The organism is Paraburkholderia sp. EG304, assembly GCF_046543485.1.
Lineage (GTDB): Bacteria > Pseudomonadota > Gammaproteobacteria > Burkholderiales > Burkholderiaceae > Paraburkholderia > Paraburkholderia youngii.
Genome location: NZ_JBKGUA010000007.1, coordinates 70,619 through 94,123 on the forward strand (window position 1 = coordinate 70,619; position 23,505 = coordinate 94,123).

Below are 23,505 nucleotides of genomic sequence, written 5' to 3' on the forward strand. Positions count from 1 at the left end.
GCATGGCTAAGCCTGTTCCTTCGCCTTATGCGGGACCTCGGCCGCGCCAGTGCGGCCGAGGCGGCTCGCCACCGGATCGGCTTCGGTATGCGCGGCGGTGCTGCCGGCGGGCGCCTGCCGGCTGCGCGGCAGCCAGTCGATCGGACCCGCGCCGCTGGTCTCCAGCTCCGCCGACACCTCCGCACGCGCCCGCGGCAGGTATTCCGGGTAATGCCGGTGCACGAAATCGAGCAGCCCTTCGCGCACGCGGCAGCGCAAATCCCACGCGAGGCCGGAATCGGGCGCGCTGACGAGCGCGCGCAACTGCATCGCGCGTTCGGTGCAGTCCGTTACCTGCAGTACCTGCACGCGGCGGTCCCACTCGGGCGCATTCTCGACGATGCGCGCGAGCTCCTCGCGCAGCGGGGCGAGCGGCATCCGGTAATCGACGAACAGAAACACGGTGCCGATGATTTGCGAGCTGTTGCGTGTCCAGTTCGTGAACGGGTTTTCGATAAACCATTGCAGCGGCACGATCAGGCGGCGCTGGTCCCAGAGCCGCACCGATACGTAGGTGCCGGTGATTTCCTCGATGCGTCCCCACTCGTTCTGGATCACGACGACGTCGTCGAGGCGAATCGGTTGCGACAGCGCGATCTGCAAACCGGCGATCAGGTTGCCGAGCACCGGCCGCGCCGCGATACCAGCGACCAGGCCGGCGACACCGGCGGAAGCCAGCAGGCTCGCACCGATTTGCCGCACATTGGGCAAAGTCATCAGCGCACCGCCGACACCGATGATCACGATCACGATCATCACCGAGCGCGCGAGCACACGCGCCTGCGTATGGATGCGGCGCGCCTGCAGGTTATCGGCGCTATCGAGCGGATGGGCGCGGATGATCGCTTCGCCGATCGCCGCGGCCGAGCGTACCGACAGCCACGTGAGCGCGGCGATCAGCGCGATGCCGGTGATGTCGCGCACCGGTTCGATGAAGTTGAGGGTATCGGGCGCCTCGGACCAGACCCATGCGAACACGAGGATCACGAGGACGAACAGCGACGGCTTGTCGATGTAGCGCAGCACGACGCTCGTCAGCGCATGCGGCTGCGCGAGACGCATCACGACGCGCGCGCCGAAGCGGTGAACGCCGATCGCCACGATCGTCACGAAGGCCGTCACGATCAGCGCGCCGAGCCACGTATGCAGCGGCGCGGCGGCCACGCGGTAGAAGTCGTCGATAGTAGGCATAACGGGCATCTTCCTCCGGGCTCGATGAGCGGCGGCGCGCCTGCGGGACTACTGACATCCGGGGGCGCCCCAGCGGGAGCGATGACCCCGACACCGAGGCGCACGACGGCGCCTGGGCGTTACAACGGGTTCTTCGATGCGCGGCGGTTATCGGTCAGCTGCCGCTCTTGCAGGGAAACGCCTTGCCGAGACCCAGCGAAATCGCCGTGCTCGCGTTGTAGCCCGCGGCGTTCGGATTCTCGGCGATGTATTTGCGCACCGCGTCGGTCAACTGCGCCGAGCGCGCATCCGGCGGCAGGCAGAAGTACTGGCCGACGCGCGGACCGGTGGTGCCGCCGATCGCGTCGATCGTGTTGAAGATGCCGTCGGCCGCGCCTTCGATGTAGGCCGCGCAGGCGCTACGCGAAGCGATGTCCGTCTTGGTGCACAGCTTGTTGAGGTCGCCTCCCGTAAACGCGGCTGCCGAAAGCGGCAAGGCAAGCGCGCCGGCGAAAATCAATGCCCGCAGCATGGTGTTCCTTTCCAGGGTTGTTTATCACGCGGTCTTTCTGCCGCGTCCGGACGGCGCGCTACGCGGCGCGCCGAAGTCGTCATTCTGCACTGTTTTACACGGCGGCAGCAGGCCCGCTGCCGCGCGGCTCGGACAAAACCGCAGCAAAGGGCACGGCCCCGCGGGCGCGCCGCGCCGCCTGCCGACAGCGTCATTGCTTCTGCTGCTGGGTCTGCTGCATGCGCGCCGTGAGTCCTTCGACGACGTCCGGCTCCTTGTAGGTCTTGGCGAAATCGAGCGCGGTCATGCCGATCTGGTTTTTCACCGACAGGTCCGCGCCGTTGTCGAGCAGCAGCTTGACGGTCGACACGTGGCCGCCGCGCGCGGCCATCATCAGCGGCGTGGTGCCGTTCGGCGAGCCGGTGTCGACGTAGGCCGAGTGGTCGAGCAGCACCTTGACGATGTCGTCGTGGCCGTTCGCGGCCGCGTAGTGCAGCGGCGCCCAGCCCTTCTTGTTGACCTCGGCGTCCTTCGCGATCAGCAGATTCACGAGGTTCAGGTCGCCGACCAGCGACGCCATCATCAGCGCGTTCTCACCGGCCTTGTCCTGAATCTCGACGTCGGTCTTCGGGTTCGCGAGCAGCGCGGCCGCGACCTTGTCGGATTTCTCGCGCGCGGCGATCACGAGCAGCGGCATGCCCTGGTTGTCGACGCTGTTCGGGTCCATGCCCTTGGCGAGCAGCTTGTTGACGCCGCTGACGTCGTCGAACTTGACCGCCTTGATCAGCGTGTCGATCGGCGCTGCATGCGCGGGCACCGCGACTAGCGCCGCGCAGGCGAGCGCGGCGGCGCACGCAAGACGGCGTGCCGGCGAGAGAGCCCGGGCGGCCGGCCCGGCGTACAGCGGTTGAAAATCAGCGGACGACGTCGAAATGTTTTTCATATGGTACTTTAGGAAAGTTTCCTATCTCTTTGATAATTCAGCTTTTTCAGACGCCGTCCGGTGCGGCGATTCCGAACAGCCTGAAGAAGTTTTGCGTGGTTGCGGCGGCTAGCGCCTCGTCCGGCATCTCGCGCTGCTGCGCGATGAAGCGTCCGACATAACTGACGTACGCAGGTTCATTCGGCTTGCCGCGATACGGCACCGGCGCCAGATACGGCGAATCGGTTTCGATCAGCAGACGCTCGAGCGGCACGCGGCGCGCGACCTCCTGCACATCGGTCGCGTTCTTGAACGTGACGATGCCCGACAGCGAAATGTAGAAATTCTGCGCAAGCGCCTGCTCGGCGATGGCCCACGGTTCCGTGAAGCAATGCATCACGCCGCCCGGCACGCCCGCGCGCTCCTCGGCCATGATGCGCAACGTGTCTTCCGACGACGAGCGGGTGTGGATGATCAGCGGCTTACCCGTCGCGTGCGCGGCACGGATGTGGGTGCGAAAGCGCTCGCGCTGCCACTCCATGTCGGCGATCGAGCGGCCTTCGAGGCGGTAGTAGTCGAGCCCGGTTTCGCCGATCGCGACGACCTTCGGATGCTCGGCCAGTTCGACCAGCTCGGCCACGCTCGGCTCGCGCATGTGCTCGTGATCGGGATGCACGCCGACCGACGCGTACACGTTGTCATGGCGGCTGGCGATATCGAGCACCGACGGCAGCGTTTCGAGGTCCACCGACACGCACAGCGCGTGCGACACCGAATGGCTGCGCATGTTTTCGAGCACTTGCGGCAGACGGTCCGCGAGTCCTTCGAAGTTGATATGGCAGTGTGAGTCGACAAACATGGTCAGGTCCTGCGAAAAAGGGCTTTGCGGCCGGGCGACGGCGTGGCCGGGGCCGTTTGGGACAGCTTGGGTATGTTCAGGCAGCGTGCTCAACTCGCGTGCTCAACTCGCGTGCGCAAGGCGCTTGCCAAGAATCACCAGATCGCGCTCGACGCCGTCGAGCACCGCAACGCGCGGCAGCGTGCCCCATGCGTCGAAGCCGAAGCCGCGGAACAGCCGCACGCTCGCTTCATTGTGACCGAACACGAAGCCGAGCACCGTGTCGATGCCAAGCCCCGGTGCCGCGTCGAGCGAAGCCGCCAGCAACTGCTTGCCGAGACCCTGGCCGCGCGCGCTTTCGTCGAGATAGATGCTGACTTCGGCGGTGCGCTGGTAGGCCGGACGGCCATAAAAATCGGAAAAGCTCAGCCACGCGATCACGCGCCCCGCCTGCTGCGGATCTTCGACCACCCACAACGGCCGCTTTTGCGGACCGTGCGCATGAAACCACGCATGCCGGCTCTCGATGCTGACCGGTTCGAGGTCCGCGGTGACCTGACGCGACGGGATCGTCGAATTGTAGATGGCGACGATCGCGGGCAGATCGTCGAGCGTGGCGTCGCGGTAGGAAAGGCTCATGGTGGCTTGGCTTGAATGGAATGAGACGGAAGGCTGTCTGGCTGCGGGCTCACGCAAACAGCGCGCGATAGCCGATGAACAGTTCCTCGAACACGAGCCGCGCGTTCAGCGGATGGTTTTCGACCGCGCGCTGGCGCGTGACGGTGCGCAGAAAGCGCGCGAATGCATTGGCGTCGGCCTGCGCGGCGCATCGCGCAAGCGCGGCCGACGCCTGCGGGAAATAGCGCGGCGCGCCGGCCGTGCGCTGCGCGAGCAGATCGTACATCCAGCGCTGCAGCCAGCCGAGCACGAGCGGCACCGGCAGCTTCTGCAGCGCCTCGCCACAGGCGAATGCGTCGCAGTTGGCGCCGGCTGCCAGCTGCTTGAGTGTCCAGTCGCGCAGCGGCCGGTTCTCGTCGCTGGCGAGCGCGAGCGCGGCGAGCGGCGCGCCGCCCGCTTCGGCGAGCAGCGCGGCGGCGTCGTCGACGCCTTGCGCGGCGAGCCATGGCGCTGCGGCGTCCGGCGCGGGCACGCTCATCGGCCACTGACGGCAGCGGCTGATGATGGTCGGCAGCAAACGGTCGATGCGCGCTGACACCATCAGGAACACGACGCCCGCGGGCGGTTCTTCGAGCGTCTTCAGCAACGCGTTGGCGGCCGCGACGTTGAGCGCCTCGGCCGGATACAGCACGACCACGCGCGCGCCGCCGCGGTGCGAACCGACGCCGACGAAGTCGAGCAGACCGCGGATCTGTTCGATCTTGATTTCCTTGCTCGGCGTGCGGGTCTTCTTGCCTTCGTCACCTTCGGCTTTTTCTGCCTTGTCGTCGGCGCCATTCGCGGCGTTCGCGAGACCGGCTTCGGCGGCGAGCGCTTCCGGCACGACGATGCGGTAGTCGGGGTGATTGCCTTGCGCGAACCAGTTGCAGGCCACGCACGCACCGCACGGCTCGCCGTTCGGCTGCGGCGCCTCGCACAGCAGACCCTGCGCGAGATGCTGCGCGAAGCGCAGCTTGCCGATGCCCGCCTGACCGTGCAGCAACAACGCGTGCGGCCAGTGGCCGCGCAGTTGTTGCAGGCGGCTCCAGTCATCGGCTTGCCACGGATAGATCATCGTTTGTCTTTATGAATCAATTGGTTGCACGCGTTACTTCAGATAGCGAATCAACTTGGCACGCGGTTATAAGGATCGGTTATATCGTCCTGAAATCAAAGAGTTGCGATCAACTCTTCAAGCTGCTTCTGAATTCTCACGATGCTCTGCGAAGAGTCGATGATAGCGAATCGATGCGGCGCTTCTTCGGCGCGGCGCATATATTCGGCGCGCGTGCGCTCGAAAAACGCCGCCGACTCGCTCTCGAAACGATCCGGGTTGCGCGCCGCGCTGCGCCGCTCGTTGGCGACGGCGGGCGGCAGGTCGAACAGCACGGTCAAATCCGGCTGGAAGCCGCCCTGCACCCAGCGCTCGAGCGTCTCGAGTTTGTCGCGCGGCAGGCCGCGGCCGCCGCCCTGGTACGCGAACGTGGCGTCGGTGAAACGGTCGGACAGCACCCAGTCGCCGCTCGTGAGCGCCGGCTCGATCACCTCGGCCAGATGCTGGCGGCGCAGCGCGAACATCAACAGCGCCTCGGTTTCGAGGTCCATCTTCTGATGCAGCACGATCTCGCGGATCTGTTCGCCGAGCGGTGTGCCGCCGGGCTCGCGCGTCATCACGACCGAGCGGCCGCTCGGCGCGAGCTTCGCCTCGAGGCGTTCGCGGAACCAGCCCAGATGGGTGGTCTTGCCCGCGCCGTCGATGCCTTCAAAAGTGATGAATTTGCCGCGCGCCATCATTGCCCTCGAATGTATTTGTCCACGGCCTTATTGTGTTCGCCGAGGGTGTCAGAAAAGATGCTGCTGCCGTCGCCGCGCGACACGAAGTACAGCGCGCTGCTTGGCGCCGGGTTCATCGCCGCCTGCAGCGACGCGACGCTCGGCAGCGAGATCGGCGTCGGCGGTAGGCCCATCCGGGTGTAGGTATTGTAGGGAGTGTCGGTCTGCAGGTCTTTCTTCCTGATGCGGCCGGCGTAGCTGTCGCCCATCCCGTAGATCACCGTCGGGTCGGTCTGCAGCGGCATGCCCGCGCGCAGACGGTTGGCGAACACGGCGGCGACGAGCGCCCGGTCGGACGCCTTGCCGGTTTCCTTTTCGATGATCGACGCCATCGTCAGCGCGTCGTACGGCGTCTTGTACGGCAGATTCGGCGCGCGCGCGAGCCACGCTTCGTCGAGCCGCACGCGCATCAGCCGGTAAGCGCGGCGGTAGATGTCGAGGTCGCTCGTGTCCTTGTCGAACAGGTAGGTATCTGGGAAGAACAGCCCTTCGCCGTTGCCGATCGACGCCTCGGGCGCGCCAATTGCGCTCATCAGATCGGCGTCGCTCATGCCGAGCGTGTCGTGCTTGAGCGCGGGATTCGCGTCGAGCTCGGCGCGCATGCGCTTGAAGGTCCAGCCTTCGATGATCGTCGCCACGTATTCGTTGACGTCGCCGCGGGCGATTTTCTGCAGCACCTCGTAAGGCGTGATGCCGCTCTTGAACTCGTAGTTGCCGGACTTCAGATCGCTTTGCAGCCCGAGCAGCCGCGTCATCGCGATGAACAGCTCGGGTTCGACCGGCACGCCGCCGCGATTGAGCTGCAGCGCGACGCTGCGCAGGCTGCTGTGCGGTTTGACGGTGACGTCGAGTTGCGCCGGGGTCAATTCGAGCGGGCGGGTGGCCCAATAGTATCCAGCGGCGATGGCCGCCGCGGCCAGCACAACGACGAGCGCGCCGGCTGCGAAACATTTCTTGAAAAGGGTCATGCGAAACGTGACTGGGTTGGACTGAATATAATAACTGTTTGCCTTAGCCAAAGTCAGAATTGACTGTTCCCGGAATCCATGAACACACCGCTCGTGAACGCCCCAGGTAACGCTTCCGGTCTTACTCCCACCGCGGCGACGCCCGCCGCCCTGCCCATCCTGCCGCGCCCGTCGGCCGAAGAATTCGCCGCTGTGCTCGAACATGGCGCGTACATGCCGCTGTCGCAGTTCGGCGTGATCGACACGACCGGCGACGACGCGGCCAGCTTCCTGCACGCCCAGTTGACCAACGACGTCCAGCATCTCGATGCCGCGAACGCGCGCCTCGCCGGCTACTGCTCGGCCAAGGGCCGGCTGCTCGCGTCGTTCCTCTGCTGGCGCAGCGGCGACACGATCCGGCTGCTGGTATCGAAAGACGTGCAGGCCGCCGTGCAAAAGCGCCTGTCGATGTTCGTGCTGCGCGCCAAAGCCAGGCTCGTGGACGCGAGCGGCGAACTCGCGGTGGTCGGCCTCGCGGGCGACGTGCGCGGCGCGCTGTCCGGCGTGTTCGACGCGCTGCCCGACGGTGTGCACGTGCAGGTCGACGGCACCGCGGGCACGCTGATCCGCGTGCCGGACGCGTTGGAGCGGCTGCGCTATCTGTGGATCGGGCCGAAGGCGCAGGTCGAAGCGCTGCTGCCGTCGCTGGATGGCAAGTTAAAGCGCGTGTCGCCGGCCGTGTGGGACTGGCTCGATATCCGCGCGGGCGAGCCGCGCATCACGCAACCGGTGGTCGAGCAGTTCGTGCCGCAAATGGTCAACTTCGACGTGCTCGGCGCGGTCAATTTCCGCAAGGGCTGCTATCCGGGTCAGGAAGTGGTCGCGCGCAGCCAGTATCGCGGCACGATCAAGCGGCGCACGTCGCTCGCCAACGTCGCCGGCGAGCTGGACACGGTGCGCCCCGGCGCTGAGCTGTTCCACTCGGACGATCCCGGCCAGCCGTGCGGGATGATCGTCAACGCGGCATCGGCACAAGGCGGCGGCGTCGATCTGCTGGTCGAGATCAAGCTCACGGCGCTCGACAGCGGCAGCGTGCACGTCGGCGCGACCGACGGCCCCACGTTGCGTTTCCTGACGCTGCCCTACGGGCTGCCGGCCGAGGTCTGATCGTTGGGCAGGTAAGAAGCGGCGCAATCGGGCGCCGTTTTTTATTAGCTGCTTTATCCTCGTCTGATTTTTGTCGCTTTCTTTGCCGTCTGCCTTTGCGGCATCAGGCGGCCGCCCGATGCTCTGAACGGGAGATGCTCCCCGATGTGCCTGATCGTTTTCGACTGGCGACCTGATGCGGTCGATGGTCCGCTGTTCACGCTCGCCGCGAATCGCGACGAGTTTTTTCGTCGCACGGCCGAGCCGATCGGCTGGTGGCGCGACGCGCCGGGCGTGCTGGCGGGCCGCGATCTGGTGGGCGGCGGCACGTGGCTCGGGCTGTCGCGCGACGGCCGCTTCGCCGCGCTGACCAATTACCGCGCGCCGGGTGAAATGCGCGCCGATGCGCCGACCCGCGGCACGCTCGTCAGCAACTGGCTCACGAGCGCCGCGCGCGACCCCGACGGCCACCCGCACGAGACGCCGCTCGCGTATCTGGAGCACGTCGCGCAAAGCGGCGACATCTACAACGGCTTCAACCTGCTGGTCGGCGACTGGACGCGCCGTGAGCTCGCGTGGTACTGCAATCGCGGCGCCGTCGACGCAAACAGTGGCCCCACACTGCTCGCGCCCGGCACGCACGGCATCTCGAACGCGGTGCTCGACACCGCGTGGCCGAAACTGGTCAGAAAGCGCGGCGAGCTCAGCACGCTGCTCGCGCGCAATGCGATGCCGCCGCTCGAACGCCTGATCGATCTGATGCGCGATCCGCGGCTCGCGCGCGACGACGAATTGCCGTCGACCGGTATTCCGCTCGAACGCGAACGGGTGCTGTCGGCGGCATTCATCGAATCGCCGGAATATGGCACGCGCAGCACCACCGCGCTGCGCGTCGCCGCTTATGGCGACGTGATCGGCGTCGCGGTCGCCGAGCGCAGCGACGACAACGGCTCGCACCGCATCGTGCGGCCCGGCGATTTCGAGCGCAGCTTCGCGTTCAATGTCGAGCGCGACCGGATGAGCGTGGCGTGATCGTTCGAACACCGCCTCGCCGGCGCATTCGCCGCCGGCCGCTCACCGCTTCGCGACAACGTCCCTCACCCGATACCGAATGCCGCGCGCAACGCCGCCGCGGCATCCGCATGCGCCTCTGCGACTTCGGGCACGAAGCCGCCCATCTTGAAGAACTCGTGGATCATGCCGGCGTAGCGCCTGAGCGTGACCGGATTGCCGAGCGCGCGTAGTTTTTCCGCGTACGCATCGCCCTCGTCGCTGAGCGGATCGTATTCGGCGGTCGCGATCCACGCGGGCGCGACGCCACGAAACTCCGGCGCGCCGCGCTCGCCGTCGAGCGGCGCGAAACGCCAGTCGTCGCGATCGCCGCTATCGCGCAGGTAGTGCTCGAAGAACCACTGGATCGTGTCGCCCGACAGCAGGAAGCCGTCGGCGAGGCGCGAGTGCGAGTCGGTCTGCTGATGGCTGGTGGTGCCCGGATAGATCAGCAATTGCAGCGCGAGCGCGATGCCGGCATCACGCGCGAGCACCGCGCAGACCGTCGCGAGCGTGCCGCCCGCGCTATCGCCGCCGAGCGCGAGCCGGGTGTCGTCGATGCCGAATTCCGCGGCGTGCGCATGCAGCCAGCTAAGAGCGTCGAAGGCATCGTCGACCGCGGTCGGAAACTTGTGCTCGGGCGCGAGCCGGTAATCGACCGACAGCACCGCGCACTGGCCGTCGCGCGCGAACATCCGGCACAGCGCATCGTGCGTGTCGACGCTGCCGACCGTGAAGCCGCCGCCGTGGTAGTACACGAACGCCGGCAGGGGCTCGGCCCAGTTCGGCTCGACCGGGAAGTACAGGCGCGCGCGGATCGTCGCGCCATCGCGCGTCGGCACCCGCAGGTCTTCGACGGAGTACATCGGCGCGCTCGGGATCTCGAGGATCGGCGCGCTTTTCTCGTACGACGCGCGCGCCGCTTGCGCGCTCATCTGGTGATATTGCGGGCGTTTGGCCCGCGCGATCATGTCGAGCACCTGCTCGATCGTTGGATTCAGCGGCATGGTTTCAGCAACGTGATGCGCACAGCGCAGCGCGACGCGCAGTGCGCCAATTGTTGTCAGGACCCGGCGCAGCGGCCACGCAGCCGGCCGCTACTCCGCGTTCTTCACTTCGGGTTTCAGCGACATCGGATCGGACGGCTCGCGCAACTGCTCGATGTCCTCGTGACGCAGCTTGACGGTCGCCATGATGCCCGGGTGCGTGATGATATAGAAACGGCGCGCGGCGATTGCCTCGAACGCAATGTCGGCGACATCGTCGACGCTGAGCTTGCCCGACTGCACCGCGCGCTGCAACTGCCTGGCCGCAGCGATTTGCGAGCGCGTCGGCCGGCTCGCGTTGCGCAGTTCGTCCGGACGCGCGCGCTCGGCCTGGGCGATGCCGGTCGGCACGAAGGCGGGACACAGCAGCGAACAGCCGACCTCGCCGTCCGTGCCGGCCTGCGCGAGCTTCAGGTCGTGATAGAGCGTCTCGGTCAGCGCCACCACCGCATGCTTGGACGCGTTGTAGATGCCCATCCCCGGCGGCGCGAGCAGCCCCGCGACCGACGCCGTATTGACGATATGCGCGGGCTCGTTCTGCGCCAGCATGATCGGCGCGAACACACGCACGCCGTGCGCGACGCCCATCACGTTGACGCCGAACACCCACGACCAGTCGTTGGCCGAGCTTTCCCACAGGAAGCCGCCGGTGCCGACGCCCGCGTTGTTGAACAGCAGGTGGACCTTGCCGAACGCGGCGAGCGCGGCTCGCGCGAGCGCTTCGACCTGCGCGGCGCTCGATACGTCGGTCGGTACGGCGATCGCTTCGGCGCCGGCTTCGCGCAATGCGTCGACGGTCTGCGCGAGCTGCCCGGCGTTGACGTCGGCGAGCACGAGCTTCATGCCGAGCGCTGCGCCCTTGTGCGCGAACGCGCGGCCGAAGCCGCTGCCCGCGCCGGTGATCACCGCCACCTTGCCTGCGAATTCGAACATCCTGTGACTCCCTGTTTGAGTGGCGGCTGGCCGATGCGTGACGACGTCGTGCTCAGATCAGCTTGACCAGTTGCTTGCCGAAGTTGCGGCCCTTGAGCAAGCCGATGAATGCCTCGGGCGCGGTTTCGAGCCCTTGCGCGATCGTCTCGCGATAGTGCAGCTTCTTCTGCGCGACGAGCGTGCCGAGCTGCTTGAGCGCCTCCGGCCACACGTCCATGTGCTCGCTGACGATGAAGCCCTGCACGAGCAGCCGCTGCGTCAGCATCAGCGACGGATGCTTGAGAGGCAACGGCTGGCCGTCATAGCCCGCGATGAAGCCGCACAGCGCGATGCGCCCGAACGGGTTCATGCGCGCGAGCGTCGCGTCGAGCCCCTCGCCGCCGACGTTCTCGAAGCAGCCGTCGACCCCGTCGGGCGTCGCGGCCTTCAGGTCCTGGTACAGGTTGCCGGCCTTGTAGTCGACGCAGGCGTCGAAGCCGAGCGTGTCGACCACGTAGCGGCACTTGTCCGCGCCGCCCGCGATGCCGACCGCGCGCGCGCCGGCCACCTTCGCGAGCTGGCCGACCACGCTGCCCACCGCGCCGCTCGCCGCGCTGACGACTATGGTCTCGCCCGCTTTCGGCGCGATGATGCGGTTCAGCCCGTACCACGCGGTGACGCCCGGCATGCCGACCGGGCCGAGATACGCGGAGAGCGGCACGTGCGTGTCGTCGACCTTCTGCATGCCCGCGCCGTTCGAGGTGCCGTACTCCTGCCAGCCGAACATCGCGACGACCTTGTCGCCGACCGCGAACTTCGGATTCCTCGTCTCGACGACCTCGCCCACCGTGCCGCCGATCATCACTTCGTTCAGCGGCTGCGGCGGCGCGTACGACTTGCTGTCGTTCATGCGTCCGCGCATGTACGGATCGAGCGACAGATAGTGGTTGCGCACTCGTACTTCGCCGTCGGCGAGCGGCGCCAGCGGCGTTTCGACGAGCTTGAAGTTAGCGGGCGTGGCTTCGCCTTGCGGACGCGAAACCAGCAGCACCTGGCGGTTGATCTGGGCCATGAAGTCGTCTCCTTGGGTTGTTGGCGGGGTGACCCGCATGTGTCGAATCCAGGTCTGAACTCTGCGATCAGGGGGCTCAGTCGCTCGGACCGGGCTTGGCCGCCGGATCGCTGCGCAGACGCTGACGCCTGACGTCGCGGCCCACCGCGAGGCGGCGCATGTACTTGAAGGTGCCGAGCGCCTTGGCGACGAAGTGACCTTCGCTGTCGCGGATCTCGCCTTCGCAATAGGCCATCGTGGTCGAGCGATGCAGCACGCGGCCGGTCGCGCGCAACTCGCCGCGCCCCGGCTGCATGAAGTTGACCTTCATCTCGACGGTGACGACGCCGACGCCGTCGCCCGCGAGACTGCGCGCGGCCATCGCGAGCGCGACGTCGGCGAGCGTCATCGTGACGCCGCCGTGCGCGACGTCCCATGTGTTCATGTGATCGGGTTGCAACGGCAGCACGACTTCGCTGACGCCATCGGCGGCGCGCAGCAGCTGCGCGCCGAGACGGTCGATGAAGGGGCTTTCCGGCAACGATGGGTTGCCTGTTGTGGCGGAAGTGGTTGGGTCGGTCATGGCGGTGTGTGGAGTTCGTGGCCGGCAAGCCCGGAAATCGGTTCGCCGCGTGCCGGTACTCCGCGAGGTGTACGCATTAACGCTAAATGGGAAATTCTACCGGCTATCGCGTGGCTCCATCCGCCTCATTCCGCTGCAGCATGCGCGTCGCCAAGCGCCCCAATCGGCGCACCGCTTCATCGAGCAGATCGAGGTCCGCGCTCGGGCAACTCAGGCGAATGAAACGATCGAAGCGCCCGGTGTTCGAAAAAACGGTCCCAGGCATGATGCGGATGCCATCGTCCAACGCCGCCTCGAAAAATGCGGCCGACGACAACCCGTGCGGCAACTCCACCCAAAAGAACATGCCGCCGCGCGGCGGCGTGAAGCGTGTGCCATCGGGAAACGCCGCGGCGATCCCCGCCGCCATGCGCTCGCGCTGCAGCCGCAGACTCTCGCGCAAGCGCCGCAAATGCCGCGCGTAAGCGCCCGTCCCCAGAAACCCGGCGAGCACGGCCATGTCGATCCGCGCGTCGCACGCGTCGCGCGCGGGCGCGGCTGTGCTGATCGCGCAAGCTTCGCCCGGCGATGCGGCGGACCTTCGCGAACTCGTCCGTCGAGCCGTCCGGCGACTCGCCGGTGCCGTCGCGAGATCGTGGCGGCGTACTACCTGAAACTCCGACCCGATCACGAGAATCGACGCCTCGCCGCCAGTTAGAATGCGTGACCAACCGCTTCCTGCTTCGAGGTGCCGGTCATGTCCTTCCCACGCACGCGGCTTTTCGGCCGTCTCGCTACCTTCGTACGCTGTTTCCACCTCGTCTGCGCGATCACGCTGACGCTTGGCGCATGCGCCGGCCTGCTCGGCGGCGATGCGTTGCGCGTCAACGTCGCCGGCATCGAGCCGCTGGCCGGCGAAGGCCTCGAGATGCGCTTCAATCTGAAGCTGCGCGTGCAGAACCCGAACGACTCCGCGGTGAGCTTCAACGGCATCGCGGTCGATCTCGAACTGAACGGCAAGCCGTTCGCCAGCGGTGTCAGCGATCAGAGCGGCACCGTGCCGCGCTTCGGCGAAACCGTCGTCAGCGTGCCGCTGACCGTGCCCGCGTTTGCCGCGGTTCGCCAGGCGCTCGGGCTTGCGGGCATCGCGCAGTCCGGGCAGGTTCCATACCGGCTGCAAGGCAAGCTCGCGGGCGGCCTGACCGGCACGACACGCTTCACCGATCAGGGCATGTTGACGCTGCCGGGTATGGCGTCGCAGTAGGCACGATGGCGGCGGGATAAAAGCGTCGAACCCACGCCGCCCGTCTTCTTGAGCCGCGCTCGCGCCCGAGTCACGCGATCTCGAACAGACCCGCCGCGCCCTGCCCGCCGCCTATGCACATCGTCACGACGACGAACTTCACGCCGCGCCGCTTGCCCTCGATCAGCGCATGGCCGACGAGCCGCGCACCCGACACGCCATACGGATGGCCTACCGCGATCGCGCCGCCGTTCACGTTCAGGCGGTCGTGCGGAATACCGAGCTTGTCCGCGCAATAGAGCACCTGCACCGCGAAGGCTTCGTTCAGCTCCCACAGGCCGATGTCGTCGACCTTGAGGCCGGCCTTCTGCAACAGCTTCGGCACCGCGAACACCGGGCCGATGCCCATTTCATCCGGCTCGCAGCCAGCCACCGCAAAGCCGCGGAAAATGCCGAGCGGCTGCAGACCTTCGCGTTCGGCCAGCGTCGCGTTCATCACGACGCAAGCCGATGCGCCGTCCGAGAACTGGCTCGCATTGCCCGCGGTGATCACGCCGCCCGGCAGCGCGGTGCGAATCTTCGACACGCCTTCGAGCGTCGTGTCGGCGCGAATCCCTTCGTCGCCGCTGACGGTCACTTCCTTCGTGTAGAGACGGCCGCTCGCCTTGTCGGCGACACCGGCGAGCACCGTCAGCGGCACGATCTCGTCGTTGAACCTGCCGGTTTCGAGCGCGGCCGCCGCGCGCTGCTGCGAGCGCACGCCGTATTCGTCCTGGCGCTCCTTCGAGATCGAGTAGCGCTTCGCGACGGTCTCGGCGGTCTGCAGCATCGACCAGTAGATTTCCGGCTTATGCTCGGTGAGCCAGCCGTCGGTCATCATGTGGTGGTTCATTTCGTTCTGCACGCACGAGATCGACTCGACGCCGCCCGCGACGTATACGTCGCCCTCACCGGCAATCACGCGTTGCGACGCGAGCGCGATCGTCTGCAATCCCGACGAGCAGAAACGGTTCACGGTCATGCCCGGCACGCTGACCGGCAGGCCCGCACGCAACGCGATCTGACGCGCGATATTGCCGCCCGTCGCGCCTTCCGGATTCGCGCACCCCATGATCACGTCCTCGACGCGCGCCGGATCGAGCTTCGCGCGCTCGACCGCGGCCTGCGTCACGTGACCGCCGAGCGTCGCGCCGTGCGTCATGTTGAAACCGCCGCGCCACGATTTGGCGAGGCCCGTGCGGGCGGTGGATACGATTAGGGCGTCAGTCATGGGTGTCTCCAATTGCAATGTCGAAGTGGCGCGCCGGCTCACCGCCGTGCGTTCAAAAGCGCATCACCGCGCCGCCTCTGTCGTTTGATGCGAGCGCTGCGGGCGTCACCCGCAGCGCTCAATTCGTGTGCTGAAGTCAGCCGCGCTCAGTCGTTGAAGCCGCGACCTTCGGCCGCCAGCTTCGCGATGCTCGGCGCGAGCTTCCACGCGTCGCCGTTCGGCCGCGCCGCGTAGCGGCGAATCGCGCGCTCGACGTTGTAGAGCTCGACCGTGTCCGCGTACAGCATCGGGCCGCCGCGATAGAGCGGGAAGCCGTAGCCGGTCAGATAGACCATGTCGATATCCGACGCCTTCGACGCGATGCCTTCCTCGAGAATCTTCGCGCCTTCGTTGACGAGCGCGAACACCAGACGCTCGACGATTTCCTCGTCGCTGATCTTGCGGCGCTCGCAGTGGGTTTCCTTCGAGTACTCGACGATCATTTCGTTGACCACGCCGGACGGATACGCGGTGCGATCGCCCGTCTTGTAGTCGTACCAGCCGCCGCCGGTCTTCTGGCCGAAGCGGCCCATCTCGCACAGACGATCGGCGATCTTCGAGTAGTGCATGTCGGGATGCTCGACGTAGCGGCGCTTGCGGATCGCCCAGCCGATGTCGTTGCCGGCGAGGTCGCTCATGCGGAACGGGCCCATCGCGAAGCCGAATTTCTCGATGGCCTTGTCGACTTGCGCGGGCAATGCGCCCTCTTCGAGCATGAAGAGCGCCTGGCGCAGGTACTGCTCGATCATCCGGTTGCCGATGAAGCCGTCGCACACGCCCGACACCACCGCGGTCTTCCTGATCTTTTTCGCGAGCTTCATCACGGTGGCGAGCACGTCTTTCGCGGTCTCTTTGCCACGCACGACTTCGAGCAGCTTCATCACGTTGGCCGGGCTGAAGAAGTGCATGCCGACCACATCCTGCGGACGCTTCGTGAACGCGGCGATCTTGTCGACGTCGAGCGTCGACGTGTTCGACGCGAGGATCGCGCCCGGCTTCGCGACTTCATCGAGCCGGCCGAACACCTGCTCCTTCACACCGAGCTCTTCGAACACGGCTTCGACGATCATGTCGGCGTGCTTCAGGTCGTCGTAGGACAGCGTCGGGCTCAGCAGCGCGAGACGCTGCTCCATCACTTCGGGCTTCAGCTTGCCCTTCTTGACGGTGGCCTCGTAGTTCTTGCGGATCGTCGCTAGACCGCGGTCGAGCGCCTCCTGCTTCGTTTCCAGCAGCGTGACCGGAATGCCGGCGTTGAGGAAGTTCATCGCGATGCCGCCGCCCATCGTGCCGGCGCCGATCACTGCCACCTGATTGATGTCGCGCACGGGCGTATCGGACGGCACGTCGGGAATCTTGCTCGCCGCGCGCTCGCCGAAGAACGCGTGACGCAGCGCGTGGCTCTCCGGCGTCTGCACGAGCGCGATGAAGCATTCCCGCTCGAATGCGAGGCCCTTGTCGAAGCCATCCTTCACACCGGCCTCGACCGCGTCGATGCATTTATGCGGCGCTGGGAAGTTCTTCGCGATGGCCGCGACGCTATTGCGCGCGAACTGGATGAAACCGGGCGCGTTCGGATGTTCGATCTTGCGGTCTCGCACCTTCGGATGCGGGCCCGTTTGGGCGCCGACCTTGCGCGCGAACGCGAGCGCGGCTTTGGCCAGTTCGGCGGGATTCGCGACGAGTTCGTCGAACAGCCCCGAATCGGCGAGCTTTTCCGACAGCACCGGCGCGCCCGACACGATCATGTTCAGCGACGCTTCGAGGCCGATCGCGCGCGGCAGACGTTGCGTGCCGCCAGCGCCCGGCAGGATGCCGAGCTTCACTTCGGGCAGCGCGATCTGCGCGCCGGCCGCGGCGACGCGGTAATGCGCGCCGAGCGCAAGCTCGAGGCCGCCGCCCATCGCGACACTGTGAATCGCCGCGACGACCGGCTTCGCGCTGCCTTCGACGGCCTTGATGACGGTCGCGAGCGTCGGCTCCTGGGTCGCCTTCGGCGTATTGAATTCGGTGATGTCGGCGCCGCCCGAGAAGGCCTTGCCCGCGCCGGTCAGCACGATGGCCTTGATGGCCGAGTCGTTCTGCGCGCGATCGAGCCCTTCGACGATCCCCGCCCGCGTCGACAGACCGAGCCCATTGACGGGCGGATTGTTCAGCGTGAGAACGGCCACGCCGTCATGAGTTGTGTAGTCCACTGCCATCTGCGTGCCTCCGTGCGATCCATGCATTCATTGAGGCGGCGCATGATGCGCCGCCTGTCCGGTTCATCGAGCCTGACTATTGTCAGACTTTCTCAAGCGACGGTCCGGGTGTCAGCGCGCAGAATACACCGAAAAAGCACGAACGTTCAATTTATTATCGAACGGGGTTTCCCCTGGGCCTCGGTGGTCAGCGGACAGTCGCGGCTGTCTTCGAGCGCGGACGGCAGCACATGGTCGCGGAACAGGTCGCGCAACTTGAGCTTCTGCAGCTTGCCGGTCGCCGTGTGCGGCAGTTCGTCGACGAACACGACGTCGTCGGGAATCCACCACTTCGCCACTTTGCCGTCGTAGAACGCCAGCAGTTCGTCGCGCGTGACGTCGTGCCCCGCGCGTTTGACGACGACGAGCAGCGGCCGCTCGGTCCACTTCGGATGCGCGCATGCGATGCACGCGGCTTCCGCGACCGCCGGATGCGCGATTGCGACGTTTTCGAGTTCGATCGAACTGATCCATTCGCCGCCCGACTTGATCACGTCCTTCGAGCGGTCGGTGATGTGCAGGAAGCTGTCGGGGTCGATCGTCGCGACGTCGCCGGTCGGAAACCAGCCGTCGATGAGCGGCGAATCTTCCTTGCGGAAATACCGGTCGATGACCCACGGCCCGCGCACGTGCAGATCGCCGAACGCAACGCCGTCCCACGGCAGCTCGCGGCCATCCTCGCCGACGATCTTCATGTCCACGCCATAGATCACATGGCCCTGCTTTTCGAGCAACTTGCGCTGCTCGGCGAGCGGCCGCTGGCTCTGCTCCCAGTTCAGCTTCGACAAGGTACCGAGCGGCGACATCTCCGTCATGCCCCATGCATGGATCACCTGCACGCCGTAGTCGTCCTCGAGCACCCGCAGCATCGCGGGCGGACAGGCGGAGCCGCCGATCACGGTGCGCTCGAGCGACGAAAACTTCGCTCCGGTTTCGCGCAGGTGGTTCAGCAGACCGAGCCACACGGTCGGCACGCCGGCCGAGCACGTGACGCGTTCGCTCTCCATCAGTTCGTACAGCGACTTGCCGTCGAGATCCTTGCCGGGGAACACGAGCTTCGCGCCGGTCAGCGGCCCCGCATGCGCGAGGCCCCACGCGTTGACGTGGAACATCGGCACGATCGGCAGCACCGAGTCGCGCGCCGATAGGCTCATCGAGTCGGGCAACGCCGCGCCGAACGCATGCAGCACCGTCGAGCGATGCGTGTACAGCGCGCCTTTCGGATTGCCAGTCGTGCCCGACGTATAGCAGAGGTACGACGCCTGCTGCTCGTCGAGCGCGGGCCAGTCGAACACGCCGTCCTGCCCGTCCATCAGCGTTTCGTAGCACAGCACCGACGTTTGCATCGGCGGCCGATGCGCTTCATCGCACAGTGCGATCCAGCCGCGCACGCGCGGGCACTGCGGCGCGAGCGTGTCGACCAGCGCCGCGAACGTCGTGTCGAACAGCACGTACGCATCGTCGGCGTGATTGATGATGTAGGCGATCTGATCGGGGAAAAGGCGCGGATTGATGGTGTGACACACGGCGCCGAAGCCGGTGGTGCCGTAATACGCTTCGAGATGCCGGTAGCCGTTCCACGCGAGCGTCGCGACCCGGTCGCCCGGTTCGACGCCGAGCGCGATGAGCGCCTGCGCGAGTTGCTTCGCGCGCTTCTCGCAATCGCGGTAGGTATAGCGATGCAGGTCGCCTTCGATGCGCCGCGACACGATCTCGGTGCTGCCGAAATGGCGCGCGGCATGCGCGAGCAACGATGATACGGTGAGCGGCACGTCCATCATCTGGCCCAGCAGCGGCGTCGTCATAAGGCGGGGTCTCCTCGGCTCGTTAGTGTGTCGATGGGGTTGCAGTCGGGTTCGTTGAATATATGGTCGTGAAACGGATAGCGCGCCGAACAGCGCGAGGTGCACGATCGTGGCGGCGTCGTACGCAGCACGGTCCGAACGATGTAGCCGGCCGCCCAGCACCGCCGCGGGCGCGGACTTACAATATCGGCTAATCCAGAGGCGCTCAACATGTCGTTTTCCCCAAGCATTGCAGGGTTATCCGCAGCATTGACGGATCTTTCCAACACACTCGCCACTCCCCCAGCCAACGCGTTCGCGCGGCTCGGCGGCACCTTCTTCACGCGGCTGCCCGCCGCGCCGCTCGACGCACCCTACCTCGTCGGCTTCTCGGCCGACACCGCCGCGCGGCTCGGGATGCCCGAGGGCATCGAACGCGAGCCGGGCTTTCTCGAGCTGTTCTGCGGCAATGCGACGCGCGACTGGCCGGCCGACGCACTGCCTTATGCGTCGGTGTACTCGGGCCATCAATTCGGCGTGTGGGCCGGCCAGCTCGGCGACGGCCGCGCGCTCACGCTGGGCGAGCTGGAACACGACGGCGAGCGCAACGAGCTGCAGCTCAAAGGCGCGGGCCGCACGCCTTATTCGCGCATGGGCGACGGCCGCGCGGTGCTGCGCTCGTCGATCCGCGAATATCTGTGCTCCGAGGCGATGCATCATCTCGGCATTCCGACCACGCGCGCGTTGTGCGTGATCGGCTCCGACCAGCCGGTGCGGCGCGAGACGATCGAAACCGCCGCGGTGGTCACGCGCGTCGCGCCGAGCTTCGTGCGCTTCGGACACTTCGAGCACTTCTATGCGAACGATCGGGTCGACGCGTTGCGCGCGCTGGCCGATCATGTGATCGAACGCTTCTATCCGCATTGCAGAGAGGCCGACGATCCGTATCTGGCGCTGCTCGCCGAAGCGGTACGCTCTACCGCCGATCTGATGGTCGACTGGCAGGCGGTCGGTTTCTGTCACGGCGTGATGAATACCGACAACATGTCGATCCTGGGCCTGACGATCGACTACGGACCGTTCGGCTTCATGGATGGCTTCGATGCCGGCCACATCTGCAATCACTCCGATACGCAGGGGCGTTATGCCTACCGGCTGCAGCCGCAAATCGCGTACTGGAACCTCTTTTGCCTCGCGCAGGGATTGCTGCCGTTGTTCGGCGAAAAGCATGACGAAAGCGTGCGCGCCGACAAGGCGGTCGAAGAAGCGCAGCATGTGCTCGCCGGCTTCAAGGAGCGCTTCGCGCCGGCGCTCGAAAACCGCATGCGCGCGAAGCTCGGCCTCGAACAGGCGCGCGACGGCGACGACGCGCTCGTGAACCGGCTGTTCGAAGCGATGCACACGAACCGCGCCGATTTCACGCTGACGTTCCGCAATCTCGCGCGCCTGTCGAAACACGATGCGAGCGGCGATGCGCCGGTACGCGATCTGTTCCTCGATCGCGCCGCCTTCGACGCATGGGCGAACGACTACCGCGCGCGGCTGGCCGTTGAGTCACGCGACGACGCTGCGCGCGCCATTGCAATGAATCGCGTGAACCCCAAATTCGTACTTCGCAACCATCTGGCGGAAACGGCGATCCAGCGTGCGAGGGAGAAGGATTTCTCCGAGGTGGAACGGCTCGCGGCCGTGCTGCGTCGTCCGTTCGACGAGCAGCCCGAATACGCGACGTATGCGGGTCTGCCGCCCGACTGGGCGAGCTCGCTGGAAGTGAGCTGTTCGTCATGACGCGCCGGCGCGGTTCAATCGCCGCGGCCATCCCGCCAGAAGACACCGGTACAAACCCGAGACAGGAACCCGACCATGAGCAACCCCGACGATCTCAAGCATGACGCCCCAGCCGTCCAGAAAAGCGACGCCGAGTGGCGCAAGGAGCTGTCCGACATCGAATACCAGGTGACCCGCCACGCGGCCACCGAGCGCCCGTTCACGGGCCGCTACAACGATCACTGGGAACGCGGCGTCTACGACTGCGTGTGCTGCGGCACGCCGCTGTTCGAATCGGACACCAAGTTCGACGCCGGCTGCGGCTGGCCGAGCTATTTCCGGCCGATCAACGGCGAGGTGATCGCCGAGAAGACCGACCGCTCGCACGGCATGCTGCGCATCGAGGTGCAGTGCAAGAACTGCGGCGCGCATCTGGGCCACGTGTTCGAGGACGGACCGGCGCCGACCGGTCTGCGCTACTGCATCAATTCGGCTGCGTTACAATTCGAGCCCAAGTAACGCGGCGCGGCAGCAGCCTTGCCCGCTTCGGGCGCCGCGGCGCAAAACCGCGCGCGGCGCCCTTTCAATGCGGTACTCCCGCTCGTCGGCGGGCGCCGCGCACCTTGCGCGCCAAGCGGGCGCGCATCAATGTTCGACTCACCGTTCGACTCACTCTCCCACTTCCCGACCAGATAATGAAATTCCTGTTCGATCTGTTCCCGATCATCCTGTTCTTCGTCGCCTTCAAGATCTGGGGCATTTTCACGGCGACGGCAGTGGCGATCGTCGCCACGCTGGTGCAGATCGCGTGGGTGGCGTTCCGCCACCGCAAGGTCGACCCGATGCTGTGGGTGAGCCTCGGCGTCGTCGTGGTATTCGGTGGTGCGACGCTCGTGCTGCACAACGACACCTTCATCAAATGGAAGCCGACCGTGCTGTACTGGGCGTTTTCCGTCGCTTTGATCGTGTCGCAGCTCGGCTTCAACAAGAATCTGATCGAAGCGATGATGGGCAAGCAGATCACGCTGCCGCACGCGATCTGGGGCAAGCTGAACCTGATCTGGGCGGTCTTTTTCGTGCTGCTCGGTCTTCTGAACCTGTTCGTCGCGTATCACTACACGACAGATCAGTGGGTCAATTTCAAGCTGTTCGGCGCGACCGGCTGCCTGCTCGTGTTCATCGTCGGACAGAGCCTGTGGCTGTCGAAGTACATGAAGGAGGAATGACATGAGCGACCTGTTCATGCACGCGACCACCGCCGAGCGCGCCGCGCTGATCGAGGCGCGCCTCGCGGCCGCGCTCGCACCCGTCGAGTCGATCAGCATCACCGACGACAGCGCGCGGCACGCGGGCCATGCAGGTGCAGCGGCTGGCGGTCATTTCAGCGTCACTATCGTGGCCGTCGCGTTTGCCGGCAAGCCCCGCGTGGCAAGGCATCGCATGGTGTATGATGCGCTGGCCGATGCCATGCAGCGCGGCATTCATGCCCTTGCCATCACGGCGTACACGCCCGAAGAATTTGCTTTGTTGCCCCGCTAGGAACCTTTCGATGACCTTGAAGAAAACCCGCCTCTGGGTATTGCTGGCTGCGTTCGCGGCCGCACCTGCATTCGCACAGAACATCGCCGTCGTGAACGGTACGCCGATTCCGAAGTCGCGCGCCGATGCGTTGATCCAACAACTGGTTCACCAGGGCCAGCAGGACACGCCGCAGCTGCAGCAGGCCGTGCGCGAAGAGCTCGTGAATCGCGAAATTCTGATGCAGGAAGCCCTGCGTCGCGGGCTGCCGAACCGTCCGGACATCAAGGCGCAAATCGCGGTCGCACAGCAAACCGTCGTGCTGCGCGCGCTGATCGAAGATTTCGTGAAGAACAACCAGCCGACCGACGCCGAAGTCACCGCGCGCTACAACGCGCTCGTCAAGGAAGCGGGCGGCAAGGAATATCACCTGCACCATATCCTCGTCGACAACGAGCAGCAGGCGAAGGACCTGATCGCCAAGATCAAGGCCGGCGCAAGCTTCGAAGATCTCGCCAAGCAGTACTCGAAGGACCCGGGATCGGGCAAGAACGGCGGCGACCTCGACTGGTCGGACCCGAAGGCCTACGTGCCTGAATTCGCGGACGCGGCCACCCATCTGCAGAAAGGCCAGATGACCGACACGCCGGTGCATACGCAATTCGGCTGGCACATCATCCGTGTGGATGACATCCGCGCCGTCACGCCGCCGCCGCTCGAGCAGGTGCGTGCGCAGATCGTGCAGCAGATCCAGCAGGAAAAGCTGCAGGCATTCGAAGAGAACCTGCGCAAGAACGCGAAGATTCAGTAAGTGTCAGCGGGCGGATCGTCTTTGGACAGTCCGCCGCCTCCTGGCTTTGAAGAAGCTGGAACGCAGAAAAGCCGCCCGTGGGCGGCTTTTTTGTTGCTGTGAGACTTGCGGGGCGTCAACGTGCTGCCGCCGCAAACAGAGGCCGCCGCACG

General features: G+C 66.0%; 23 protein-coding genes and 1 pseudogene. 8 read left to right on the forward strand and 16 right to left on the reverse strand.

What is annotated here, in order from left to right:
• Positions 1–6: 6 nt before the first annotated feature.
• From ACLFKU_RS11030 to mltG, 8 genes are all read right to left on the reverse strand, one after another.
• On the reverse strand, positions 7–1,230 hold the full coding sequence (locus ACLFKU_RS11030; protein WP_410849122.1) for a mechanosensitive ion channel family protein: 1,224 nt from the start codon (positions 1,228–1,230) through the stop codon (positions 7–9).
• Positions 1,231–1,384: 154 nt separating this feature from the next.
• A complete protein-coding gene (locus tag ACLFKU_RS11035; protein WP_018431989.1) occupies positions 1,385–1,741 on the reverse strand; it encodes a Rap1a/Tai family immunity protein in 357 nt (118 codons plus the stop codon).
• A 190-nt stretch (positions 1,742–1,931) separates the two neighbouring features.
• The gene (locus ACLFKU_RS11040) at positions 1,932–2,663 is read right to left on the reverse strand and encodes an ankyrin repeat domain-containing protein (protein ID WP_410849123.1); all 732 of its coding nucleotides are present in this window, start codon (positions 2,661–2,663) and stop codon (positions 1,932–1,934) included.
• 46 nt (positions 2,664–2,709) lie between these two features.
• Positions 2,710–3,501: a TatD family hydrolase gene (locus ACLFKU_RS11045; protein WP_410849124.1), complete on the reverse strand. Its 792-nt coding sequence runs from the start codon at positions 3,499–3,501 to the stop codon at positions 2,710–2,712.
• Positions 3,502–3,603: 102 nt separating this feature from the next.
• Positions 3,604–4,119, reverse strand: a complete 516-nt coding sequence (locus ACLFKU_RS11050) for a GNAT family N-acetyltransferase (protein WP_368586290.1) — start codon at positions 4,117–4,119, stop codon at positions 3,604–3,606.
• A 49-nt stretch (positions 4,120–4,168) separates the two neighbouring features.
• Positions 4,169–5,212 carry a DNA polymerase III subunit delta' gene (locus ACLFKU_RS11055; protein WP_368624024.1) on the reverse strand — a complete coding sequence of 348 codons (1,044 nt, stop codon included), beginning with the start codon at positions 5,210–5,212 and terminating at the stop codon, positions 4,169–4,171.
• A 95-nt stretch (positions 5,213–5,307) separates the two neighbouring features.
• On the reverse strand, positions 5,308–5,928 hold the full coding sequence (gene tmk / locus ACLFKU_RS11060) for a dTMP kinase (protein WP_410849125.1): 621 nt from the start codon (positions 5,926–5,928) through the stop codon (positions 5,308–5,310).
• Positions 5,928–6,938: an endolytic transglycosylase MltG gene (gene mltG / locus ACLFKU_RS11065; protein ID WP_013089429.1), complete on the reverse strand. Its 1,011-nt coding sequence runs from the start codon at positions 6,936–6,938 to the stop codon at positions 5,928–5,930. The genes tmk and mltG overlap by 1 nt, the downstream gene beginning before the upstream one ends.
• A 78-nt stretch (positions 6,939–7,016) precedes the next feature.
• On the opposite strand from mltG, the gene ACLFKU_RS11070 reads away from it, so the two are divergent.
• The gene (locus tag ACLFKU_RS11070; protein WP_410849126.1) at positions 7,017–8,084 is read left to right on the forward strand and encodes a YgfZ/GcvT domain-containing protein; all 1,068 of its coding nucleotides are present in this window, start codon (positions 7,017–7,019) and stop codon (positions 8,082–8,084) included.
• A 144-nt stretch (positions 8,085–8,228) separates the two neighbouring features.
• Complete coding sequence (locus ACLFKU_RS11075) at positions 8,229–9,095, forward strand: NRDE family protein (protein ID WP_410849127.1); 867 nt, start codon at positions 8,229–8,231, stop codon at positions 9,093–9,095.
• Between the two features lie 65 nt (positions 9,096–9,160).
• On the opposite strand, the gene ACLFKU_RS11080 is transcribed toward ACLFKU_RS11075, so the two are convergent.
• The 5 genes and pseudogenes from ACLFKU_RS11080 to ACLFKU_RS11100 all read right to left on the reverse strand — a co-directional run.
• On the reverse strand, positions 9,161–10,120 hold the full coding sequence (locus tag ACLFKU_RS11080; protein ID WP_410849128.1) for an alpha/beta hydrolase: 960 nt from the start codon (positions 10,118–10,120) through the stop codon (positions 9,161–9,163).
• 90 nt (positions 10,121–10,210) lie between these two features.
• Entirely contained in the window at positions 10,211–11,092 is an 882-nt protein-coding gene (locus tag ACLFKU_RS11085) for an SDR family oxidoreductase (protein ID WP_410849129.1), read from the reverse strand.
• A 52-nt stretch (positions 11,093–11,144) separates the two neighbouring features.
• On the reverse strand, positions 11,145–12,143 hold the full coding sequence (locus tag ACLFKU_RS11090) for an NADP-dependent oxidoreductase (protein WP_410849130.1): 999 nt from the start codon (positions 12,141–12,143) through the stop codon (positions 11,145–11,147).
• Positions 12,144–12,219: 76 nt separating this feature from the next.
• Entirely contained in the window at positions 12,220–12,705 is a 486-nt protein-coding gene (locus tag ACLFKU_RS11095; RefSeq protein WP_013089423.1) for a PaaI family thioesterase, read from the reverse strand.
• Between the two features lie 103 nt (positions 12,706–12,808).
• Positions 12,809–13,201, reverse strand: a pseudogene (locus ACLFKU_RS11100) (aminotransferase class I/II-fold pyridoxal phosphate-dependent enzyme); the annotation flags it as partial.
• 240 nt (positions 13,202–13,441) lie between these two features.
• Here ACLFKU_RS11100 and ACLFKU_RS11105 point away from each other — a divergent pair.
• Entirely contained in the window at positions 13,442–13,948 is a 507-nt protein-coding gene (locus tag ACLFKU_RS11105; RefSeq protein WP_410849131.1) for an LEA type 2 family protein, read from the forward strand.
• A gap of 70 nt (positions 13,949–14,018) precedes the next feature.
• Here the strand turns inward: ACLFKU_RS11105 and ACLFKU_RS11110 are convergent, their stop codons facing one another.
• The 3 genes from ACLFKU_RS11110 to ACLFKU_RS11120 all read right to left on the reverse strand — a co-directional run bounded on the left by ACLFKU_RS11110 (position 14,019) and on the right by ACLFKU_RS11120 (position 19,278).
• The gene (locus ACLFKU_RS11110) at positions 14,019–15,197 is read right to left on the reverse strand and encodes an acetyl-CoA C-acyltransferase (protein WP_410849132.1); all 1,179 of its coding nucleotides are present in this window, start codon (positions 15,195–15,197) and stop codon (positions 14,019–14,021) included.
• A gap of 146 nt (positions 15,198–15,343) precedes the next feature.
• Positions 15,344–17,434: a 3-hydroxyacyl-CoA dehydrogenase NAD-binding domain-containing protein gene (locus tag ACLFKU_RS11115; protein WP_410849133.1), complete on the reverse strand. Its 2,091-nt coding sequence runs from the start codon at positions 17,432–17,434 to the stop codon at positions 15,344–15,346.
• A gap of 146 nt (positions 17,435–17,580) precedes the next feature.
• Positions 17,581–19,278: a 3-(methylthio)propionyl-CoA ligase gene (locus ACLFKU_RS11120; RefSeq protein ID WP_368585925.1), complete on the reverse strand. Its 1,698-nt coding sequence runs from the start codon at positions 19,276–19,278 to the stop codon at positions 17,581–17,583.
• Between the two features lie 210 nt (positions 19,279–19,488).
• Between ACLFKU_RS11120 and ACLFKU_RS11125 the strand changes: the two genes are divergently transcribed.
• The 5 genes from ACLFKU_RS11125 (at position 19,489) to ACLFKU_RS11145 (ending at position 23,353) form a co-directional block, all read left to right on the forward strand.
• On the forward strand, positions 19,489–21,045 hold the full coding sequence (locus tag ACLFKU_RS11125; RefSeq protein WP_410849134.1) for a protein adenylyltransferase SelO: 1,557 nt from the start codon (positions 19,489–19,491) through the stop codon (positions 21,043–21,045).
• A 75-nt stretch (positions 21,046–21,120) separates the two neighbouring features.
• Positions 21,121–21,543 carry a peptide-methionine (R)-S-oxide reductase MsrB gene (msrB, locus tag ACLFKU_RS11130; RefSeq protein WP_013089415.1) on the forward strand — a complete coding sequence of 141 codons (423 nt, stop codon included), beginning with the start codon at positions 21,121–21,123 and terminating at the stop codon, positions 21,541–21,543.
• A 176-nt stretch (positions 21,544–21,719) separates the two neighbouring features.
• Positions 21,720–22,250 (forward strand): septation protein A, encoded by a 531-nt coding sequence (locus ACLFKU_RS11135; protein ID WP_085481354.1) that lies wholly within the window; start codon positions 21,720–21,722, stop codon positions 22,248–22,250.
• 1 nt (position 22,251) lies between these two features.
• Positions 22,252–22,563: a BolA family protein gene (locus tag ACLFKU_RS11140; protein WP_410849135.1), complete on the forward strand. Its 312-nt coding sequence runs from the start codon at positions 22,252–22,254 to the stop codon at positions 22,561–22,563.
• A 10-nt stretch (positions 22,564–22,573) separates the two neighbouring features.
• Positions 22,574–23,353 (forward strand): peptidylprolyl isomerase, encoded by a 780-nt coding sequence (locus ACLFKU_RS11145; RefSeq protein ID WP_410849136.1) that lies wholly within the window; start codon positions 22,574–22,576, stop codon positions 23,351–23,353.
• Positions 23,354–23,505: the final 152 nt, after the last annotated feature.

Excerpts from the sequence above, each read along its gene's own strand:
- ACLFKU_RS11135 (WP_085481354.1), top strand. The coding sequence starts at position 21,720 with ATGAAATTCCTGTTCGATCTGTTCCCGATCATCCTGTTCTTCGTCGCC.
- ACLFKU_RS11145 (WP_410849136.1), top strand. The coding sequence starts at position 22,574 with ATGACCTTGAAGAAAACCCGCCTCTGGGTATTGCTGGCTGCGTTCGCG.
- ACLFKU_RS11115 (WP_410849133.1), bottom strand. The coding sequence starts at position 17,434 with ATGGCAGTGGACTACACAACTCATGACGGCGTGGCCGTTCTCACGCTG.
- ACLFKU_RS11075 (WP_410849127.1), top strand. The coding sequence starts at position 8,229 with ATGTGCCTGATCGTTTTCGACTGGCGACCTGATGCGGTCGATGGTCCG.
- ACLFKU_RS11070 (WP_410849126.1), top strand. The coding sequence starts at position 7,017 with ATGAACACACCGCTCGTGAACGCCCCAGGTAACGCTTCCGGTCTTACT.
- ACLFKU_RS11125 (WP_410849134.1), top strand. The coding sequence starts at position 19,489 with ATGTCGTTTTCCCCAAGCATTGCAGGGTTATCCGCAGCATTGACGGAT.
- ACLFKU_RS11035 (WP_018431989.1), bottom strand. The coding sequence starts at position 1,741 with ATGCTGCGGGCATTGATTTTCGCCGGCGCGCTTGCCTTGCCGCTTTCG.
- msrB (WP_013089415.1), top strand. The coding sequence starts at position 21,121 with ATGAGCAACCCCGACGATCTCAAGCATGACGCCCCAGCCGTCCAGAAA.
- ACLFKU_RS11085 (WP_410849129.1), bottom strand. The coding sequence starts at position 11,092 with ATGTTCGAATTCGCAGGCAAGGTGGCGGTGATCACCGGCGCGGGCAGC.
- ACLFKU_RS11140 (WP_410849135.1), top strand. The coding sequence starts at position 22,252 with ATGAGCGACCTGTTCATGCACGCGACCACCGCCGAGCGCGCCGCGCTG.
- ACLFKU_RS11095 (WP_013089423.1), bottom strand. The coding sequence starts at position 12,705 with ATGACCGACCCAACCACTTCCGCCACAACAGGCAACCCATCGTTGCCG.
- tmk (WP_410849125.1), bottom strand. The coding sequence starts at position 5,928 with ATGGCGCGCGGCAAATTCATCACTTTTGAAGGCATCGACGGCGCGGGC.
- ACLFKU_RS11030 (WP_410849122.1), bottom strand. The coding sequence starts at position 1,230 with ATGCCTACTATCGACGACTTCTACCGCGTGGCCGCCGCGCCGCTGCAT.
- ACLFKU_RS11055 (WP_368624024.1), bottom strand. The coding sequence starts at position 5,212 with ATGATCTATCCGTGGCAAGCCGATGACTGGAGCCGCCTGCAACAACTG.
- ACLFKU_RS11110 (WP_410849132.1), bottom strand. The coding sequence starts at position 15,197 with ATGACTGACGCCCTAATCGTATCCACCGCCCGCACGGGCCTCGCCAAA.
- ACLFKU_RS11045 (WP_410849124.1), bottom strand. The coding sequence starts at position 3,501 with ATGTTTGTCGACTCACACTGCCATATCAACTTCGAAGGACTCGCGGAC.
- ACLFKU_RS11080 (WP_410849128.1), bottom strand. The coding sequence starts at position 10,120 with ATGCCGCTGAATCCAACGATCGAGCAGGTGCTCGACATGATCGCGCGG.
- ACLFKU_RS11105 (WP_410849131.1), top strand. The coding sequence starts at position 13,442 with ATGTCCTTCCCACGCACGCGGCTTTTCGGCCGTCTCGCTACCTTCGTA.
- ACLFKU_RS11040 (WP_410849123.1), bottom strand. The coding sequence starts at position 2,663 with ATGAAAAACATTTCGACGTCGTCCGCTGATTTTCAACCGCTGTACGCC.
- mltG (WP_013089429.1), bottom strand. The coding sequence starts at position 6,938 with ATGACCCTTTTCAAGAAATGTTTCGCAGCCGGCGCGCTCGTCGTTGTG.
- ACLFKU_RS11120 (WP_368585925.1), bottom strand. The coding sequence starts at position 19,278 with ATGACGACGCCGCTGCTGGGCCAGATGATGGACGTGCCGCTCACCGTA.
- ACLFKU_RS11090 (WP_410849130.1), bottom strand. The coding sequence starts at position 12,143 with ATGGCCCAGATCAACCGCCAGGTGCTGCTGGTTTCGCGTCCGCAAGGC.
- ACLFKU_RS11050 (WP_368586290.1), bottom strand. The coding sequence starts at position 4,119 with ATGAGCCTTTCCTACCGCGACGCCACGCTCGACGATCTGCCCGCGATC.